14 protein-coding genes and 1 tRNA gene are annotated in these 18170 nt (G+C 71.1%); 6 read left to right on the top strand and 9 right to left on the bottom strand.

Translation table 11 applies throughout. The features are described from left to right. Positions 1 to 270 precede the first annotated feature (270 nt). Together MKL01_RS17055 and MKL01_RS17050 are read left to right on the top strand one after the other, a co-directional pair. Positions 271 to 2094: an ATP-binding protein gene (locus MKL01_RS17055; RefSeq protein ID WP_409566269.1), complete on the top strand. Its 1824-nt coding sequence runs from the start codon at positions 271 to 273 to the stop codon at positions 2092 to 2094. Positions 2095 to 2096: 2 nt separating this feature from the next. Then, on the top strand, positions 2097 to 3767 hold the full coding sequence (locus MKL01_RS17050) for a putative bifunctional diguanylate cyclase/phosphodiesterase (protein WP_243906387.1): 1671 nt from the start codon (positions 2097 to 2099) through the stop codon (positions 3765 to 3767). A 9-nt stretch (positions 3768 to 3776) separates the two neighbouring features. Here the strand turns inward: MKL01_RS17050 and MKL01_RS17045 are convergent, their stop codons facing one another. From MKL01_RS17045 to MKL01_RS17025, 5 genes are all read right to left on the bottom strand, one after another. After that, complete coding sequence (locus MKL01_RS17045) at positions 3777 to 4559, bottom strand: SDR family NAD(P)-dependent oxidoreductase (RefSeq protein ID WP_243906386.1); 783 nt, start codon at positions 4557 to 4559, stop codon at positions 3777 to 3779. A 132-nt stretch (positions 4560 to 4691) separates the two neighbouring features. Then, a complete protein-coding gene (locus tag MKL01_RS17040; protein WP_243906385.1) occupies positions 4692 to 5981 on the bottom strand; it encodes an NAD(P)/FAD-dependent oxidoreductase in 1290 nt (429 codons plus the stop codon). 110 nt (positions 5982 to 6091) lie between these two features. Further along, a complete protein-coding gene (locus MKL01_RS17035; protein ID WP_243906384.1) occupies positions 6092 to 6823 on the bottom strand; it encodes an amino acid ABC transporter ATP-binding protein in 732 nt (243 codons plus the stop codon). After that, the gene (locus MKL01_RS17030) at positions 6820 to 7473 is read right to left on the bottom strand and encodes an amino acid ABC transporter permease (protein ID WP_243906383.1); all 654 of its coding nucleotides are present in this window, start codon (positions 7471 to 7473) and stop codon (positions 6820 to 6822) included. Before MKL01_RS17030 ends, MKL01_RS17035 begins: the two co-directional genes overlap by 4 nt. A 5-nt stretch (positions 7474 to 7478) precedes the next feature. Beyond that, positions 7479 to 8252: an ABC transporter substrate-binding protein gene (locus tag MKL01_RS17025; RefSeq protein WP_243906382.1), complete on the bottom strand. Its 774-nt coding sequence runs from the start codon at positions 8250 to 8252 to the stop codon at positions 7479 to 7481. Positions 8253 to 8403: 151 nt separating this feature from the next. Here MKL01_RS17025 and MKL01_RS17020 point away from each other — a divergent pair, with 151 nt between their 5' ends. Beyond that, positions 8404 to 9015, top strand: a complete 612-nt coding sequence (locus MKL01_RS17020; protein WP_243906577.1) for an XRE family transcriptional regulator — start codon at positions 8404 to 8406, stop codon at positions 9013 to 9015. A gap of 163 nt (positions 9016 to 9178) precedes the next feature. Here MKL01_RS17020 and MKL01_RS17015 read toward each other — a convergent pair. From MKL01_RS17015 to MKL01_RS17005, 3 genes are all read right to left on the bottom strand, one after another. Further along, positions 9179 to 9253, bottom strand: a tRNA-Gly gene (locus MKL01_RS17015). Positions 9254 to 9361: 108 nt separating this feature from the next. Next, the gene (locus MKL01_RS17010; protein ID WP_243906381.1) at positions 9362 to 9823 is read right to left on the bottom strand and encodes an NUDIX domain-containing protein; all 462 of its coding nucleotides are present in this window, start codon (positions 9821 to 9823) and stop codon (positions 9362 to 9364) included. Between the two features lie 18 nt (positions 9824 to 9841). Then, positions 9842 to 10537, bottom strand: a complete 696-nt coding sequence (locus tag MKL01_RS17005) for a fumarylacetoacetate hydrolase family protein (RefSeq protein ID WP_243906380.1) — start codon at positions 10535 to 10537, stop codon at positions 9842 to 9844. Positions 10538 to 10674: 137 nt separating this feature from the next. On the opposite strand from MKL01_RS17005, the gene MKL01_RS17000 reads away from it, so the two are divergent. The 3 genes from MKL01_RS17000 to MKL01_RS16990 all read left to right on the top strand — a co-directional run bounded on the left by MKL01_RS17000 (position 10675) and on the right by MKL01_RS16990 (position 14400). Then, entirely contained in the window at positions 10675 to 12126 is a 1452-nt protein-coding gene (locus MKL01_RS17000) for an FAD-binding oxidoreductase (RefSeq protein WP_243906379.1), read from the top strand. Positions 12127 to 12382: 256 nt separating this feature from the next. After that, entirely contained in the window at positions 12383 to 12676 is a 294-nt protein-coding gene (locus MKL01_RS16995) for a DUF2218 domain-containing protein (RefSeq protein ID WP_243906378.1), read from the top strand. A 131-nt stretch (positions 12677 to 12807) separates the two neighbouring features. After that, positions 12808 to 14400 (top strand): ABC transporter substrate-binding protein, encoded by a 1593-nt coding sequence (locus MKL01_RS16990; RefSeq protein WP_243906377.1) that lies wholly within the window; start codon positions 12808 to 12810, stop codon positions 14398 to 14400. A 14-nt stretch (positions 14401 to 14414) separates the two neighbouring features. On the opposite strand, the gene putA is transcribed toward MKL01_RS16990, so the two are convergent. Beyond that, positions 14415 to 18101, bottom strand: coding sequence for a trifunctional transcriptional regulator/proline dehydrogenase/L-glutamate gamma-semialdehyde dehydrogenase (gene putA, locus MKL01_RS16985; RefSeq protein WP_243906376.1), 3687 nt, complete (start codon positions 18099 to 18101; stop codon positions 14415 to 14417). Between the last annotated feature and the right edge of the window lie 69 nt (positions 18102 to 18170).

Below are 18170 nucleotides of genomic sequence, written 5' to 3'. Positions count from 1 at the left end.
TCGAGTACGGTCGCCTCCGAGACGATCGGCGGCGGATCGGACGACCGCTCTCCCGGTGATGCCGGAACGTCTCGGCACGCCTGCGCTGCGGCGCCGCCAGAGCGCAGATGCCTGCTAGGGTAGAAAGCAGAACAAGATACAACCTGTTCATCGCCGCACTCGGACAAGTGATAATTAATCATCGCTGCGTCCAGTCGCGGGCTTTGTCTGTTCCTTAATCGGCGCGCTGCACTTTCGCTCGGAAATCGGTGCGGTGGCCAGGGGCGGACGATGCGGAGCGGCGACGGTGGAGATTGCAACGGGATCCCCGCGTGGCAGATGGGCTCGGTGACCTCGATCGAGGGGTCCAAGGTGCATCTGGAACTGTCCGGCCAGGGCGGGCGGCCGGACGTGCGGGTCACGGTCGGTAACTTCGTTCGGATCCAGGCCGGCGTCGCGGTCCTGATCGGGATCATCACCACGCTCTCGTCGGGCAGCGACCGCGGACGCCAGCCCGGCGCCTATGCGAGCCTCGACCTGCTCGGCGAGATCGTCAGCGAGGATGGCGCGAAGCATTTCCAGCGTGGCGTGACCTGCTATCCCGCGATCGGCGACGCCGTCGATCTGCTGCCGCCCGACGACCTCCGGGTGGTCTATCAGGTGTCGGGATCGGACACCGCTTCGGTGGGCGCGCTGTACCAGGATCCGGGGATCCCGGCCTGCATCAAGGTCGAGGACCTGCTCACGAAGCACTTCGCGGTCCTGGGCTCGACCGGGGTCGGCAAGTCGAGCGGCGTGGCGGTCATTCTCGATCAGGTCCTGCGCACGCGACAGATGGTGCGGATCTTCCTGCTGGACGTCCACAACGAGTACGCGGCCTGCTTCGGCGACCGCGCGACCCTGATCAGCCCGCACAATCTCAAGCTCCCCTTCTGGCTGTTCAATCTCGAGGAGATCGCGGACGTCATCTACGGCGGCCGCTCGCCGGTCGATGAAGAGATCGAGATCCTGGCGGAGGTCATCCCGCTCGCGAAGAGCAAGTACGCCCAGTACAAGGAGGTGAGCGACCGGCAGATCGTCAAGCGGGCGATCGGCAAGAGCGCGGGCTACACGGTCGACACCCCGGTCCCCTACGTGCTGCAGGACCTGATCTCGCTCATCGACGAGCGGATGGGGCGCCTGGAGAACCGCGTCTCGCGGATGCACTACCACCGCCTGATCACCCGGATCGAGGCGATCCGCAACGATCCCCGGTACGGCTTCATGTTCGACAACGCCAATGTCGGCGGCGACATGATGGGCGAGATCCTGGCGCACCTGTTCCGGCTGGACCCGGACGGGCGGCCGATGACGATCATGCAACTGGCCGGGCTGCCCATGGAGGTCGTCGACGCCGTCGTGTGCGTCCTGTGCCGCCTCGCCTTCGAGTTCGGGATCTGGAGCGAGGGCGCGATCCCGCTCCTGTTCGTGTGCGAGGAAGCCCATCGCTACGCGTCGGCCGACCGCTCGATCGGCTTCTCGCCCACGCGCCGCGCCCTGTCGCGGATCGCCCGCGAAGGCCGCAAGCACGGCGTCCACCTCGGCCTGGTGACGCAGCGCCCGGCCGAACTCGACGCGACCATCATGTCCCAGTGCAGCACCCTGTTCGCCATGCGGATGACCAACGACCGCGACCAGGCCTTCCTGGCCGCGGCGGTCTCGGATGCCGTGAACCTGCTCACCTTCGTGCCGTCCCTGGGCACCGGCGAAGTCATCGCGTTCGGAGAGGGCGTGCCGATGCCGGCGCGGATGAAGTTCCATCCGCTGCCGCCGGAGCGGCAGCCCCGCAACGACATCAGCGGGCGCGTGCCGGGTGCCGGCGAGACGATCTCCGGCGCCGCCTTCGTGGGCGCCGTGGTCGAACGCTGGCGCGGGGCCACCATGAGCAAGGTCAGCGGCGCCGATCCGGACTTGACCACGATGGCGCGTCTGGCCCGCGAGTCCGGATCCGAGGGCGGCAACGGCGCCGCGCTCGATCAGGTGCATCGCCGCTTGCTCCGGCGCCCGCTGGACGGCGCGGACGCCCCGGCCGAGACCGGTCTGCGCGCCGCCAAGCCGCTCTGGCAGCAGGGTTGAGCGTGAGTCAGGCGATGACCAGCCACCGGCGAAGCCTGCTCGAAGCCGCCATCCAGGCGCTTCCGGTGGGCGTCGTGGTCCACGACGAGCAGGGTGTCTGCATCCTGGCAAATGCCGTGGCCCGCGCGCTCGGGACTAGGGCCGTGCACGACCTTCCGGAAGCGGCCATCGAACGGCCGGACCACATCGTCGTCGAGGAGATCGGCGAGCGCATGTTCGAAGCCTCGGCGCGCCCGGTCATGGCCGAGCGAGAGTGCTACACGCTGACGACGATCGCCGACGTCACGCATCACCACAGGATGCAGCGCGACCTGATCGCGCGGGCGTTCATCGACGCCCTGACCGGCCTCCCCAACCGGACCCTGTTCGAGCAGAGCATCGAGGAACTCGTCGCCGAAGCGGGTCCCGGCGACCGCTTCGCCCTGGCGTTCATCGACCTCGATAACTTCAAGCATATCAACGACTACTACAGCCACGCGGCGGGCGACGCGCTGCTCCGCAAGGTCGCCGACCGGATCCGCAGCGCGCTGCGCCCGAGCGACCTGCTCGCGCGCATCGGCGGCGACGAGTTCGTGCTGCTGCTCAACCCGGTCGTCGACAAGGCCAGCACCCTGTCGGAGGTGCTCGACATCTCGGATCGGCTGAAGCAGCCGTTCTTCATCGACGGCCACGAGATCTTCGCCTCGGCGTCCATGGGCCTGAGTCTCTACCCAGAGCACGGCACGACCTACGAGGTCCTGCGCCGGCAGGCCGACAACGCCATGTATCGGGTCAAGGGCGGCGTGAAGGGCGGCGTCAGTCTCTTCGAAGAGACGATGAGCCATGCCGCGACCGCCCGCATGGCGGTGGAGCAGCGGCTGCGGCTGGCGATCCGCGACCGGTGCTTCTGCTGCGCCTTCCAGCCGAAGGTCGACATGCGCACGCACGAGGTCCTCGGCGTCGAGGTTCTCCTGCGCTGGCGCGACGAGCTCGGCATGATCCAGGCCCCCGGCGACTTCATCGAACTCGCCATCGAGCTGGGCCTGATCAACGAGATCACTCTCCAGGTCCTCGCCGAGACCGTGCAGTCGATGCCCGACATCGACGAGGTGTTCGGGCCGGACGTGTCGGTGAGCCTCAACATCGCCGCCAAGCAGGCCTGCGACGTGCCGTTCATGGCGGCGTTCTGCGACGCGCTCGGGGCGACCGGCCTCGCCCGGCGCTTCGTGCTGGAACTCACCGAGGAGGCCTTCTTCACCAAGAGCCGGTTCCAGAGCGAGGTCCTGCCCCGCGTGCGCGCGATCGGAGCCCGGGTCTCGATCGACGATTTCGGCGTCGGCTACTCGTCGCTGGGCGCCCTCGCGGAGATCACCGCGGACGAGTTGAAGATCGACCGCTCCTTCATCACCGATATCGACAAGCGGCCGCGCAGCCAGATCGTCCTGAAGGCGATCGAGTCCCTCGGCCTGGCCCTCGGGATGTCGGTGGTCGCCGAGGGGGTCGAGACCTACGAGGAGGTCGCCTACCTGCTCGGTGCGACGCAGATCCGATGCGCCCAGGGCTACTACTACGCGAGGCCGCTGCTGATCGATCAGATCCGCCTGTCGGATCCGCGCGTTACCGCGTCGCGGGCGAGCACCACGCAGAGCCGCGCCTCCGACTTCCGCGCGCCGGGATTGATGCGGCGCGCCTGAGGCGCCGGCTCAGTCGCGATCCGCTCCCCGCAGCGTCTTCAGGCCGATGCCTGTCGCCTCGAAGCCGCCGTCGACGGCAAGTTGCTGGCCGGTGATGAAGGAGGCGCGCGCGGAGCAGAGGAACACGATCGCCTCGGCGAGTTCCGCTTCCAGGCCATAGCGGCCGAGGGGAACGGCGTCGTGGTAATCCGCGCGGATCTCGGGACTGTGGACCGCCTTGGCCATCGCCGTATCCACCGGGCCGGGGGCGACGGCATTCACCCGGATGCCGAACTGCGCCAGCTCGACCGCCTGCTGCTTGGTGAGTTGCGCGAGGGCCGCCTTGCTCGTGCCGTAGGCCGTCCGCAGCGTCGAGGCGCGCAGGCCGGAGATCGAGGTGATGTTCACGATCGCGCCGCCGCGCTCGGCCAGGAGCGGAACCGCCGCCTGCGTGCACAGGAATGGCCCCGACAGGTTCACCGCGAGCACCCGCGACCAATCCTCGAAGGTGGTCTCCGTCAGCGGCTTGAAGATCGCGATGCCGGCGTTGTTGACGAGCGCGTCCAGGCGCCCGAACCGGTCGGCGACCCGCCGCATCGCCTCCGCCACCGCCTGGGGATCGGACACGTCGGCGGTCACCGCGAGGACGCGCTCGGGCTGATCGAGACGGACCGCCGCCGCTTCCACGCCCGGACCGTCGATGTCGAGGAGCGCGACCCGCCACCCGTCGGCCAGGAATCGCTCCGCCGTGGCGAGGCCGATGCCGCGCGCTGCGCCCGTCACCAGGGCGGTCCCATCGTGGGTCTGACTCACGGATCGTCTCCAGCGGCGATGGCCGCCGGCCGGCGGCGCGGGGCTCGTCCGGCCGCGTGGTAGGCCGGTCTCCCCTGGATGCGCAACCCGCCCGTCCCGCCGGTTCGTCCCGCCGCGATCGGACGCGACCCGTCAGCGAAGGCCGCCGTCGCTCAGGCGGTACCAGGCGATGATCGCCGAGACATACAGCCGATGGAGGGCGTGCAGCGGCAGCGGTGCGATCGGCGTCAGGGGCAGCGGCAGATGCTCGGCATCGCCGGTCGCGATGTAGCCGGCGATCGCCCGGCCCATCGCCGACTGGAGGCCGACGCCGCGGCCCTGGCAGCCGATGTCGATGAGGAGCCCGGGCGCCGGCTCGTGGAGATGGGGCAGGTAGTCCCGGGTGATCGCCACGCGGCCGCACCAGCGGTGGTCGAAGGCGACCCCGTCGAGCTGCGGGAACAGCCGGCCGACGATCCGTTCGAGATGCGCCCAGTCCGCAGGGCTGCGCGGCTCCCGGAACGGCCCCCGGCCGCCCATCAGCAGGCGGCCGGTATGGTCGAGGCGGAAATACAGGAGCAGCTTGCGGGTGTCCGACGAGACCTGCCCCTCCGGCAGGATCGAGCGCCGCAGGTTGTCGGACAGCGGCACCGTGGCGACCTGGAAGGACTGCGCGGCGATGACCGTCTGAGCCAGGTTCGGCCAGAGGCCGCCGGTGTAGCCGTTGGTGCACAGGACGACCCGGTCCGTCGTCAGCCGGGCTCCCTGGGCGGTCGTGACGGTCCAGCCCGATCCCGTCCGGTCGAGCGCCGTCACGGGCGATCCGCCGTGGATCGCCGCGCCGGCGTTCAGGGCGGCGCGCGCGAGGCCGCGGGCGTAGCTCAGGGGCTGGATGCCGCCGCCGCGGCCGTCGAGCCAGCCGCCGCGGTAGCGGTCCGTACCGAGCAGCCGGTCGGTCTCGGCCTTGTCGAGGACGCGGGTCGGCGCGCCCAGATCGGCCCACTGGGTCGCCCGCCGCTCCACGTCGGCGAGTCCCGCCTCCGTGTGGGCGCCCTGGATCCAGCCCTCCCGCCGGTGCGGCACATCCATCCGGTGCCGGGCGATCAGGTCGAAGACCGTGTCGGCCGTCCCGCCGGCGAACCGCGCAAGCTTCTCGCCGCGCTCGCGTCCGAACTTGGCGACGAGGTCGGCGGGATCGTATTTCAGCCCGGGGATGACCTGCCCGCCGTTGCGCCCGGAGCCGCCGAAGCCGACCTCGCGGGCCTCCAGCACGACGGGCCGGATTCCGCGCTCGGCCAGGTGCAGGGCGGTGGAGAGGCCGCAGAAGCCGCCGCCGACCACCACCACGTCGGCGCGCCCAGACTCCGCCAGCGGCGGCGTCTCCGGCGCGGGCGCGGCGGTGGTGGCCCAGAGCGAGGGGGCGAGGGGGAACGGTTCGGCCACGGCGTGTCCCAAGCGAGGTTTCACGAAGACGGGAGCGGGTCAGGCGAACAGGACGCGCGACCGGTCGGAGGTCCGGGGGACGAAGCGTCGGTCCGACGCCGCGACCCCGCTCAGAGCGGGTGCAGGACGCGCTGCAGGAAGTCCTGGGTGCGCGGGTTCTGCGGGCGGTTCAGGATCTCGGCGGCCGGCCCCTGCTCGACGAGGCGTCCGCCGTCGAGGAACAGCACCCGGTCGGCCACCTCCCGGGCGAAGCCGATCTCGTGGGTCACGACGAGCATCGTCATGCCCTCGTCGGCCAGCCCGCGCATCACCCGCAGCACGTCGCCGACGAGTTCGGGATCGAGGGCCGAGGTCGGCTCGTCGAACAGGATCGCGTCGGGCCGCATGGCCAGGGCCCGGGCGATGGCGACGCGCTGCTGCTGGCCGCCGGACAGCTCGTTCGGGCGGGCATCCTCCCGGCCGGTGAGACCGACCCGCGCGAGCAGGGCGCGGCCCCGCTCCTCGGCGTCCTTGCGGGGCTCGCCCTTCACGTGGATCGGGCCCTCGACGACGTTCTCCAGCGCGGACCGGTTGGCGAAGAGGTTGAAGCGCTGGAAGACCATGGAGACCCGCGTGCGGATCGCCTTGATGCTGCGGGTGTCGCGGTCGACCCTCTGGCCGCCGACGTGGATCGCCCCGCCATCGTAGGCTTCGAGCCCGTTGATGCAGCGCAGGAGCGTCGACTTGCCGGAGCCCGACGGCCCGATGATGCAGACCACCTCGCCCTTGGCGACCTCGGCGGACACGCCCTTGATCACCTCCAGGGTGCCGTAATGCTTCCGGACATCCTCCAGGACGATCATCGGTGCCGACCCTTGGCTTCGAGGTGGCGGACCAGCAGGATCAGCGGCAGGCTCAAGGCCAGGTACATCAGCGCCACCATCGTGTAGACGCTGGTGTTCTTGAAGGTCGAGGAGGCGATGAGCTTGCCCTGGAGGGCCAGTTCCGCCACCGTGATGGTCGAGGCCTGCGACGAATCCTTGAGCATCATGATCATGATGTTGCCGTAGGGCGGGAGCGCGATCCGGATCGCCTGCGGGAGGATCACCCGCCGCATGGTCATGCCCCAGCCCATGCCGATCGACAGGGCGGCCTCCACCTGTCCGCGATCCACCGCCTCGATGCCGGCCCGGAAGTTCTCGGCCTGATAGGCCGAGTAGGCGATCCCGAGGCCGATGATCGCCGCCTGGACGGCCGTGAACGACAGCCCGAAATCCGGAAGCACGAAGTAGATGTAGAACAGCTGCACGATGATCGGGATGCCGCGCAGGATGTTGATCATCACCGCGCTGAACCCGGACAGCACGGCGATGCCCGAGACCCGCAGCATCGCCCAGACCAGACCGAGGACCGTCGAGACCACCAGGGACGCCAGGGTGATCAGGACGGTGAGCTGGACGCCCTGGAGCAGGATCGGCAGGTAGTCCTGGGCGTCGGCGAGGAACTCGCGCATGAAGCTCAGGACCGGTCGGCGGAGGGCGGCAGGCCCCACTTGGTCAGGATCGCCTGCAGCGTTCCGTCCGCCTTGAGCTTGGCGAGCGCCGCGTCGATCTTGGCGAGCAGCTCCGCGTCGGTCTTGCGCACGCTGAGACCCACCGAGGCGACGACGGTCGGCTTGAAGGTCTCGACCAGGCGCACGCCGGGGAATACGCCCTGCTTGACGTAGTAGGCGAGGATCGGCGCGTCGGCGAAGCCGGCCTTCAGCCGCCCGGAATTCACGTCGCGGATGATGTCGGGGATCGTGTCGTAGATCTTCACCTCGCCGAACAGGCCGGATTTCTTCAGCGGCTCGACGAAGGCGGTGCCGACCTGGGCGCCCACCGTCTCACCCTTCAGGTCGGCGAAGGACGCGTAGTCCTTCGTGTCGGTCTTCGGCACGATCAGCCCTTCGCCGTAGCTGTAGACCGGCGCCGAGAACGCCACGACTTCCTTGCGCTGGGGCGTGATGAACATCGCCGCCGAGATGATGTCGATCTTCGAGGCGGTGAGCGCCGGGATCAGCGTGGAGAATTGCAGGGGCTCCACCGCCACCGTGAAGCCCGCCTCTTTCCCGACCGCGTTGACGAGGTCGACCATCACGCCCTGGATGCTGTTGGTCTTGGTGTCGAGGAAGGTGAAGGGCAGCCCGGTCGGGGTGGCGCCGACCTTCAGCGGCTGGGCGCCCCCGGCGTTCTGGAGAAGCCCGAGGAGGAGCGCCGACGACAGACACAGGCTGGCCAACCGTCTTCTCATGATGCCGCTCCCATCCAGGCTCGAAGCCACCGGCGGTGACCGGCGCTTGTATTTCATCATCGTGAAGAATACCGCACGTTTATGCGATCGACGCAAGGCGATTTCACGTGCATGAAGATCCGGCGAGGAGCAGGACGGCGTGGCTGTGAGCATGTCCGAGGGTGACGCGGTGAATCCCGACCCGGTCGACCGGGCCGTGGGACAGCGGCTGCGCCTGCTGAGGCGGGCACGGGCGCTCTCGCTCGAGACGGTCGCGTCGAGAACGGGTCTGTCGATCGGGTTCATCAGTCAGGTCGAGCGCGGCCTATCCTCGCCGTCGCTGCGGGTGCTCGCGCTTCTCGCGGACACGTTGCAGATCGGGATCGGCGGCCTGTTCGAGCCCGCCGCGACCGACCCGGACCCGGACCCGATCGTGGTCTTCGCCAAGGAGCGGCCGGAGCTTCAACTCTGGCGCGCGGGCATCACCAAGCAATTGCTGACCCCGCCGGGCGGAACGCAGGGCATGAGCCTGTTCCACATGGTCCTCAAACCCGGCGCCAGCACCGGCGACGAGTTGTTCAGCCACGACGGCGAGGAGGCCGGCCTCGTTCTCGAAGGCCGGCTGACCCTCGTCGTCGAGGCGCGCACGCTCGAACTCTCGGAAGGCGACAGCTTTCGGTTCGAGAGCCGCCGGCCGCACCGGTTCGGCAACCCGATGCCGCGCAAGCGCGCCGTGGTGCTGTGGGTGAATGTGCTGGGCGCGCCCAAGGCAGCCGGCGCGTAGACGCGACCACCGATACCGAGCAAGCCATCTGCGGCGGCTTCGGCCCCGTCGCCTCATGCGCAGGGGCGAAGCGGTCCCGCCGCAGGCGCGAACCGCGAACGACCGACCGGCTGCCGCAGCAGCGATCGGGCTTCGCGAGTAATCAGAATATGGTTGGGAAAACTGGAGCGGGCGAAGGGATTCGAACCCTCGACCCCAACCTTGGCAAGGTTGTGCTCTACCCCTGAGCTACACCCGCTCACTAGTGCCGCGCCGCCCGGACTTTCGTGCCGGCGGCCCCGGCGGCGCTCTCTAAACACCATTCCGCCGGGCGGCGCAAGCGTCTCTTTTGCCTCCTGGCGACGATTCACCAGTTCGGGTCGGGGGGGAGGCCGAGGCGGAATTCGTCGAGTCGGGCGCGCGTCCCGCGGGTGGTGCCGTCGGGCAGCGCGTCGACCGGGAAGAAGGCGCAATCGGCGATCTCCCGGTCCGGGCCCTTTCGGTGCTGCGTGAACGCGGAGACGACGAACAGCGCGACGTGGTCGCGCGGCGCGGCCGCGACGTTCCGGTAGAGGCCGTGGAGGCGCAGACGCGCCTCCGGGACGATCCCGGTCTCCTCGCGGAACTCGCGGACCATCGCGTCGTGCGCGGTCTCGCCGCGCTCGACTCCGCCGCCGGGCAGGTGCCAGCCGCTGATGTAGGTGTGCCGCACCAGCGCCACGCGCCCCTGAGGATCGAGGGCGATGCCGCGCACCCCGAGGGTCATGCCCCGGGACGCGAGCGCCCCGAGGTGGAACAGGCGCCGGAACAGCGGCCGGTCGAGCAGCATGTCGGTGCGCGCGCCGGATCAGACGACGTCGAGCGTGATGGCGCCGAGGTCGTCGATCGCCGCCACCATGCGCTGGCCGCGCTCCACGGGGCCGACCCCCGAGGGCGTGCCGGTGAAGATCAGGTCGCCCGGATGCAGCGCGAAATAGCCCGACAGGTAGGCGATCTGCTCGGCCACCGACCAGATCAGGTCGGCGAGGTCGCCCTTCTGGCGCGTCTCGCCGTCCACCGACAGGGTGATCGACCCGCGCGTCGGGTGGCCGACCAGGGAGACCGGGTGCAGGGCGCCGATCGGCCCCGACCCGTCGGCGGCCTTGGCGGTGTCCCAGGGCCGCGACATCTTCTTCGCCTCGTCCTGGACGTCGCGTCGGGTCATATCGAGGCCGACCGCGTAGCCGTAGACGTGGTCGAGGGCGCTCGCCACCGGGATATCGCTGCCGCCGCCGGCGATGGCCGCCACCATCTCGACTTCGAAATGGTAGTTCCGGGTCTTCGACGGGTAGGCGTGGGGCGTCGGCTCGGAACCGACGATCTGCAGCGCGTCGGCGGGCTTCATGAAGAAGAAGGGCGGCTCGCGATCGGGATCGGCCCCCATCTCGCGGGCATGGGCGGCGTAGTTCCGGCCGACGCAGTAGACGCGGCGGACGGGGAAGAGGTCGCTGCTGCCGACGATCGGGAGGGCGGTGCGGGGCGGGTTCTGAATGACGGAGAGCATCACTGCCTCTGCGGTGGGGCGGGCGACCGGCCGGGTTGAGCGCCGCCCGGCATCTGCGACACCGTTGTAAGCCCCGCGCCGGCCTGCGCCATCCCGGCGCTTGCCTCCCGCGCGCTGTGGCCTACAAAATTTTACCGATGACTCCGATCGCCGCCTCCCAGGATACCCTGCTCGACGCGCTCCGGGACGGCCTCGGCGCCCGACACGTGGTGACCGATCCGGGCGACATGGCGCCCTACCTCGTGGAGAGCCGCAAGCTCTTCACCGGGTCCGCGCGCGCGGTGCTGCGGCCCGGCAGCACCGAGGAGGTCGCCTTCGCGGTCCGCGCCTGCACCCAGGCCGGGATCGCGGTCGTCCCGCTCGGCGGCAATACCGGGCTCACCGGCGCCGGCGTGCCGCAGGGCGGCATGGTCCTCTCCCTGGAGCGGATGACGCGGCTGCGCGCCGTCGATCCGGTGGACGCCACCATCACGGTGGAGGCCGGGATGATCCTGCAGGAGGTGCAGGCGGCGGCCGACGCCGCCGGGATGCTGTTCCCGCTCTCCTACGCCTCCCGCGGCTCGGCCCGGATCGGCGGCGGCATCAGCACGAATGCCGGCGGCATCGCCGTCCTGGCCTACGGAAACGCCCGGGACCTCGTCCTCGGTCTGGAGGTGGTGCTGGCGGACGGCCGGGTCTGGAACGGGCTGAAGGCCCTGCGCAAGGACAATGCCGGCTACGACCTGAAGCAGCTGTTCATCGGGTCCGAGGGGACGCTGGGCATCGTGACGGCGGCGGTGCTCAGGCTGTTCCCGAAACCCCGCTCCACCGGCGTCGCCTTTGTCGGGCTGAGTTCGGCCCGGGCCGCCCTGGACCTGTTCGTGGCCCTCCGGACCCGGATGGACCGGGATCTCACGGCGTTCGAGTACCTGCCGCCCTTCGCCCTCGACCTCGTGCTGCGCCACGTCCCGGGCACCGTCCGCCCCCTGGCCGACGCGCACGGGGCCTACGCGCTGATCGAGGTCGCCTCGGCGCGGCCGGACGCGGACGCCCGCGCCCAACTGGAGGCCGCCCTGGGGCGGGCGATCGAGGACGGACTGATCGCCGATGCGGTGATCGGCGCGAGCGGCGCCCAGGACGACGCGCTCTGGCGCCTGCGCGAGGGCGTGCCCGAGGCGCAGACCCGCGAGGGCGCCTCGATCAAGCACGACGTGTCGGTGCCCCTGTCACGCCTGCCGGACTTCCTGGAGCAGGCCGGCGCCGCCTGCCGGGCCGCGATGCCGGGCCTGAGGCCCTGCGGCTTCGGGCATTTCGGCGACGGCAACATCCACTTCAACCTGACGCAGCCCGCCGACATGCCGGCCGCGGACTTCCTCGCGCAGTGGGGGCGGTTCAACCGGATCGTCCACGATATCGTTCACGCCCTCGGCGGCTCGATCGCGGCCGAGCACGGCGTCGGGCTGATCAAGCGCGAGGAGCTCGAGCGTTACGGCGATCCGGTGGGGCTCGACCTGATGCGACGGCTCAAGGGCGCCCTCGACCCGGACAACCTGCTCAATCCCGGGAAGGTCATCGCCGTCGGGACGGTCGAGCACGCCCGGCCGCGCTGACGATTTTGTGCAGCGCGCCATAATTCGGCGCGCCGGCGGGTGCAGGACAGCCACGCGCCGCCGCGATCCGCCGCGGCCGCCCGGCGTGTTAAGCATCTGCTAACGCTTCGGGTCGACCTTCACGTGAGACGAACGCCACGGGTCCGTCATCGCCAGGCATGGCATTTGCTCTGAGGCATTCTTATCTCGCATCTGCGAGATCGACTCACGGCCCGTCAGCGAGAGACTGTTTCTGATCCTTCTGGAGACCCAAGGAATGCCTACCTCCCAGGCCCGCGTGCAGACCACGGAAGCGAGCCGCTACCTGCAGCAGCTCTGCCGGCATTGGAGCCACAAGTTCCAGGTCGAGGCGACCCCGGTTCACGGCACCGTGCCGTTCGGCGAGGACCGGGTCTGCACCTTCGATGCGGAGCCGGACGCCCTTGTCATGCGCATCGACAGCGCCGACCCGGTGAACCTCACCCGGCTGGAGAACGTGGTCGCCGACCACCTGGCCCGTTTCGCCTTCCGCGAGAGCCTCGGCGACATCCGCTGGTCCCGCGCCGCGTAAGCGGCCCGCGCCCTCGGCGCCCCGACGGGCGCCCCCTGCGCGTCGCCGCACCGCGCTGGCGTACCGTTTGCGAGCCGGGGCGGCCGCGCCCGCCGGGCGTGGCGATCGGATGACGCGACCGGGATGGATCGATGAAGCGACGCACCCTTCTGGGAGGCGCCGGAGCCCTGATGGCCGGCGCCCTCGCGCGGCCCGCGCTGGTCCGGGCGGCCTCCGCGACGACGCTGCGCTTCGTGCCCTACGCCGATCTGGCCCTGCTCGATCCGATCATCACGACGAATTACGTCACGCGCACCCATGCGCTGATGGTGTTCGACACGCTCTACAGCCTCGATGCCGCGTACCGGGCCCAGCCCCAGATGGTCGCCGGCCACGCGGTCGCCCCGGACGGGCTCACGTGGCGCCTGACGCTGCGCGACGGCCTGCTTTTCCACGACGGCACGCCGGTGCTCGCCCGCGACGTGGTGGCGAGCCTCAGGCGCTGGTCCCAGCGCGACGCCTACGGGGGGGCGCTGTTCTCGACCGTCGACGAGCTGTCGGCGCCCTCGGACACGGTGGTGCAGTTCCGCCTCAGGCGGCCCTTCCCGCTCCTGCCCGACGCGCTTGCCAAGCCGACCTCCTACATCCCGGTGATCATGCCGGAGCGGCTGAGCACCACGCCGGCCACCCAGGCGGTTGCCGAGATCGTCGGGAGCGGTCCCTACCGCTACGTCGCCGCCGAGCGGGTGCCGGGCTCGCTCAACGTCTACCGCCGCTTCGAGGGCTACCGACCCCGCCAGGACGGCAGCCCGAGCTTCACCGCCGGGCCGCGCATCGCGCATTTCGACCGCGTGGAGTGGCGCACGATCCCCGACGGCGCCACCGCGGCCGGGGCGCTGCGTTCGGGCGAGATCGACTGGTGGGAGCAGCCGCTCGTCGACCTCGTGCCCGACCTGATGGCGCAGCGCGCGGTGCGCGTCGAGCTGGTCGAGTCCGCCGGGTTGATCGGGCAGATCCGTCTCAACCACACGCTGCCACCCTTCGACAACCCGGCGATCAGCCGGGCCCTCCTGTCGGCCGTCGATCAGGGCGAGATGATGGATGCGGTCGCCGGCAGCGATCCCGCGATCCGGCGCGGTCCGGCGGGCGTGTTCACGCCCGGCGGACCCATGGCGTCACAGGCCGGCCTGGAGCTTCTGACCGGCCCGCGCGATCTCGCGGCGGCCAAGCGCGCCCTGGCGGAGGCGGGCTATAAGGGCGAGCGGGTGGTGCTGCTCTCGGGCACCGACGTGCCGCGGATCAACGCGATCTGCGAGGTCATGGCCGATCTCTGCCGCAAGCTCGGGATGAACGTCGATGTCGTGGCGACCGACTGGGGGACGGTGAACCAGCGGATCCTGAGCCCGAAGCCGCTCGACCAGGGCGGCTGGTCGATGTTCGGGATCTTCTCCGGCGGCCTCGACCACCTCTCGCCGGCCTACCACCTGGTCATCCGCGGGAACGGCCGCGCCGGGGTCCCGAGCTGGCTGACCGACGCGCCGCTCGAAGACCTGCGCACGGCCTGGTTCGCGGCGCCCGACCTCGCGGGCCAGAAGGCGGTGGCGGCGGAGATTCAGGCGCGCGCCCTTCAGGTCGGCGCCTACATCCCGTGCGGCCAGTATTTCCAGCCGACGGCGTACCGCAGCGACCTCGACGGCATGCTCACCGGCCTGCCGCTGTTCTGGAACCTGCGCCGGGCCGCCTGATCGGCGGGCGCCCCTCAGCCGACGCTCATGAGGCTGGCATTGCCGCCGGCGGCCGCGGTGTTGATCGCGGTCGAGACTTCCTCGACGAGACCGGCCGCCCCATAGAGATCCCCCGCGGCGAACGCCTCCGGGGTGCGCGCCTGGACGGGCAGGATCGCCCCGGGACGCGCCGCGACCGCCTTGTTCAGCGCCCGCAATCCGTCCGCGTCGCCCTCGAACAGGACCGCGTCCAGATCCGGCGCGCCGTCGAGGCTGTCGGCCCCCTCGATGCGCGCTGCACAGTCGGGCGGGATGCCGGCGAGGATCGTCCGGATCGGCGCCGACGCGATGATCACGGCGCGATTGCCACCGGCCAGGATCGCCCCGAGCTGGAGCAGGAGCCCGGCTTCCGTCCGCGCGATGGCGGCGACGCGGCCGCGGGGCCGGAGCGCGTACAGGTTGCGCTCCCCGACAGGGCCGGCGAGAGCGGTCTCGGCGCAGGCGGGAAACCCGGCCTCTGCGAGCCATTCCGCGAGGGCGCCGCGCCCCGTCGACCGCAGCCAATCGAGGTACGCGCGGATCGGCGCGGCGTCGGCCGACAGCCCGTCGAGCGCGGCCGCCGGCGGTCGCCGGACCAGGCGACCCAGATACAGGGGGCCGCCGGCCTTCGGCCCCGTGCCCGACAAGCCGGATCCGCCGAAGGGCTGCACCCCCACCACCGCGCCGATCACGTTGCGGTTCACGTAGCGGTTGCCGGCGCGGACCCGCGCGAGGACGTGGTCGATCGTCCCGTCGATGCGGCTGTGCAGCCCGAAGGTCAGGCCGAAGCCGGTGGCGTGGATCTCCGCGAGGATCCGGTCGAGATCGGCGCGGGCGTAGCGCAGGACGTGCAGCACCGGGCCGAACACCTCCCGCTCGACGTCGGCGACCCGACCGATCTCGATCAACGTCGGCGGCACGAAGGTCCCCGCCTCCGTGTCCGCCGGAAGGGGCAGCTGATGCACGGGAAAGCCGCGCCCGCGCATCGCCGCGACGTGGCCGGCGATGCGGGAGGCGGCTTCGGTGGTGATCACCGGCCCTATATCGACGGAGAGCCGGCGCGGATCCCCGACCCGCAATTCGCGCAGGGCGCCCTTCAGCATCGCGAGCGTCCGGTCGGCGATCTCGTCCTGCAGGCACAGGATCCGCAGGGCCGAGCAGCGCTGGCCGGCGGAATCGAACGCCGAGGCGACCACGTCTCCCACCACCTGCTCGGCGAGCGCCGAGGAATCGACCACCATGGCGTTCTGGCCGCCGGTCTCGGCGATGAGCGGGACGGGCTCGCCGTCGCGGGTCAGCCGCCCGGCGAGGATGCGCTGGATGTCCTTGGCGACGGCGGTCGAGCCCGTGAACAGCACGGCCTGGACCCGCGCGTCGCCGACCAGGGCAGCCCCGACCGCGCCGCCGCCGGGCACGATCTGGAGCGCGTCCTCCGGGACGCCGGCCGCGTGCAGGATCCGGATCGCCTCGGCCGCGATGAGCGGCGTCTCGGCGGCGGGCTTGGCCAGCACCGGGTTGCCGGCCGCCAGGGCGGCGGCGACCTGCCCGACGAAGATCGCGCAGGGGAAGTTCCACGGTGCGATGCAGACGGTCGGCCCGAGCGGCGCGTGCGGCGCGTCGAGCGTCCGCTCGGCCTCGGCCGCGTAGTAGCGCAGGAAGTCGACGGCCTCGCGGATCTCCGCGACCGCGTTGGCGTAGGACTTTCCGGCCTCGCGGACGATCAGTCCGATCAGCACCGGCATCCGGGCCTCGAAGGCGTCGGCGGCCCGGCGCAGGCCTCCGGCCCGTTCGGCCGGTGGGGTCGACGCCCAGGCGGAGGCGGCCCCCGAAGCGCGCGCGACGGCCTGGGCAATCTCGGCTTCCGTGGCCGCTCTCCAGAGGCCCACGCGGTCCCGGCGATCGGCCGGGTTGCGCACGGCGGTGTCGGCCGAATCCGCATCGGCTCCTGTGGGCACGGCCCGCCAGACCGCCTGCCCGCTCGCGCGCAGGCCGTCCAGGAGGCCGGCGAGCGCGGCCTCGTCGGCGAGATCGAGCCCGGCCGCGTTGGTGCGGGCGGGTCCGTAGAGATCCCGCGGCAGCGCGATCCGCTCGTGCGGCGCGCCCGGGTCCTGCGCCGTCTCGACCGACGCCACCGGATCGGCGATCAGCGCCTCGACCGGCACGGCCGCGTCGGCGACCCGGTTGACGAAGGAGGTGTTGGCGCCGTTCTCCAGGAGGCGTCGGACCAGGTAGGCGAGCAGGGTCTCGTGCGTGCCCACCGGCGCGTAGATGCGGCACGGCCGCCGCAGCCGTTCCGCGGAGACCACCGCCTCGTAGAGCGGCTCGCCCATCCCGTGGAGGCACTGGAACTCGTACTGGCCGGGCCGGAAATCCGGGCCTGCCATCTCCACGATGCTGGCGAGCGTCTGCGCGTTATGGGTGGCGAATTGCGGGAACACCGCGTCGGGCGCGGCGAGGAGCCGGCGGGCGCAGGCGAGGTACGACACGTCGGTGTGGACCTTGCGGGTGAAGACCGGGAAATCCGCGAGCCCGTCCGTCTGCGCGCGCTTGATCTCGCTGTCCCAGTAGGCGCCCTTCACGAGGCGCACCATCAGCCGGCGCCGGGTCCGCCGGGCGAGGTCGATCAGCACGTCGACGACGAAGGGGCAGCGCTTGCCGTAGGCCTGGACGACGAAGCCGAGGCCGTCCCAGCCGGCGAGGGTCGGATCCGCCGCGAGGATGTCCAGGATGTCGAGCGACAGGTCGAGGCGGTCGGCCTCCTCGGCGTCGATGTTGAGGCCGATGCCGTACCCCTTGGCCTGGCGGGCGAGCTCGAGCACGCGCGGCGCCAGCTCCGCCAGGATTCGGCCGCGCTGCGCCCGGACATAGCGGGGATGGAGCGCCGACAGCTTGATCGAGATACCGGGGCCCAGGAGGACGCCGCGTCCGGCGGAGGCCTCGCCGATCGCCCGGATCGCGTCCGCATAGGCGCGACGGTAGCTCTCGGCGTCCTCGGCGGTGAGCGCCGCCTCGCCGAGCATGTCGTACGAGTAGGTGAAGCCCTTCGCCTCCATGGGCGTCGCGTTGCGGAGGGCCTCGGCGATCGTGCGCCCGGTGACGAACTGCTCGCCCATCAACCGCATGGCGAGATCGACGGCCCTGCGGATCAACGGCTCGCCGCCGCGTCCGATCAGCCGGGTCAGGGCGGCGGACAGGCCGGTCTCGCTGCGCGTCGCCGCGAGCCTGCCGGTGACCAAGAGCCCCCAGGTCGCCGCGTTGACGAACGGCGACGGGCTGTGGCCGAGATGCGCGGCCCAGTCCCCGCCGGCGATCTTGTCGCGAATCAGCGCGTCGCGGGTCGCCGCATCGGGGATGCGCAGCAGCGCCTCGGCGAGGCACATCAGCGCCACGCCCTCCTGGCTCGACAGGGCGTATTCCTGGATCAGCCCTTCCACGCCGCCGCGCCGGGTCTGGCGGCGCAGGGTCTCGACCAGATGGCGGGCTGTGGCGGCCACGCGCCCGGCGGCCTCGGGCGGCAGGCGGGCGCCATCGAGCAGGGGCGGGACGCATTCCCGCTCGGGCCGGCGGCACGCCGCCGCCATGGCGGCGCGCAGGGGCGGCAGGGCGACCAACTCGTCCGCGAAGGCCGCGAACGGGTCGCTCTCCGGGACGGCGGGAGGGTGCGCAACGCCTGATCGGAACATGATGGCTCCCTCGGGCCGTACGGGTTCGGTGCCTTCGCGCGTCAGGCTACGCCCCTTGCCGCCGCCGTT

This window comes from Methylobacterium sp. J-070 (assembly GCF_022829385.1).
Taxonomy (GTDB): Bacteria; Pseudomonadota; Alphaproteobacteria; order Rhizobiales; family Beijerinckiaceae; genus Methylobacterium.
This window is presented reverse-complemented; position numbering and strand designations above follow the sequence as displayed.

Bases quoted from the DNA above. Each gene is read 5' to 3' on its own strand.
- MKL01_RS17055 (WP_409566269.1), top strand. From the start codon at position 271: ATGCGGAGCGGCGACGGTGGAGATTGCAACGGGATCCCCGCGTGGCAG.
- MKL01_RS17035 (WP_243906384.1), bottom strand. From the start codon at position 6,823: ATGATCGTCCTGGAGGATGTCCGGAAGCATTACGGCACCCTGGAGGTG.
- MKL01_RS17010 (WP_243906381.1), bottom strand. From the start codon at position 9,823: ATGCTGCTCGACCGGCCGCTGTTCCGGCGCCTGTTCCACCTCGGGGCG.
- MKL01_RS16995 (WP_243906378.1), top strand. From the start codon at position 12,383: ATGCCTACCTCCCAGGCCCGCGTGCAGACCACGGAAGCGAGCCGCTAC.
- MKL01_RS16990 (WP_243906377.1), top strand. From the start codon at position 12,808: ATGAAGCGACGCACCCTTCTGGGAGGCGCCGGAGCCCTGATGGCCGGC.
- MKL01_RS17005 (WP_243906380.1), bottom strand. From the start codon at position 10,537: ATGCTCTCCGTCATTCAGAACCCGCCCCGCACCGCCCTCCCGATCGTC.
- MKL01_RS17000 (WP_243906379.1), top strand. From the start codon at position 10,675: ATGACTCCGATCGCCGCCTCCCAGGATACCCTGCTCGACGCGCTCCGG.
- MKL01_RS17025 (WP_243906382.1), bottom strand. From the start codon at position 8,252: ATGAGAAGACGGTTGGCCAGCCTGTGTCTGTCGTCGGCGCTCCTCCTC.
- MKL01_RS17020 (WP_243906577.1), top strand. From the start codon at position 8,404: ATGTCCGAGGGTGACGCGGTGAATCCCGACCCGGTCGACCGGGCCGTG.
- MKL01_RS17030 (WP_243906383.1), bottom strand. From the start codon at position 7,473: ATGCGCGAGTTCCTCGCCGACGCCCAGGACTACCTGCCGATCCTGCTC.
- putA (WP_243906376.1), bottom strand. From the start codon at position 18,101: ATGTTCCGATCAGGCGTTGCGCACCCTCCCGCCGTCCCGGAGAGCGAC.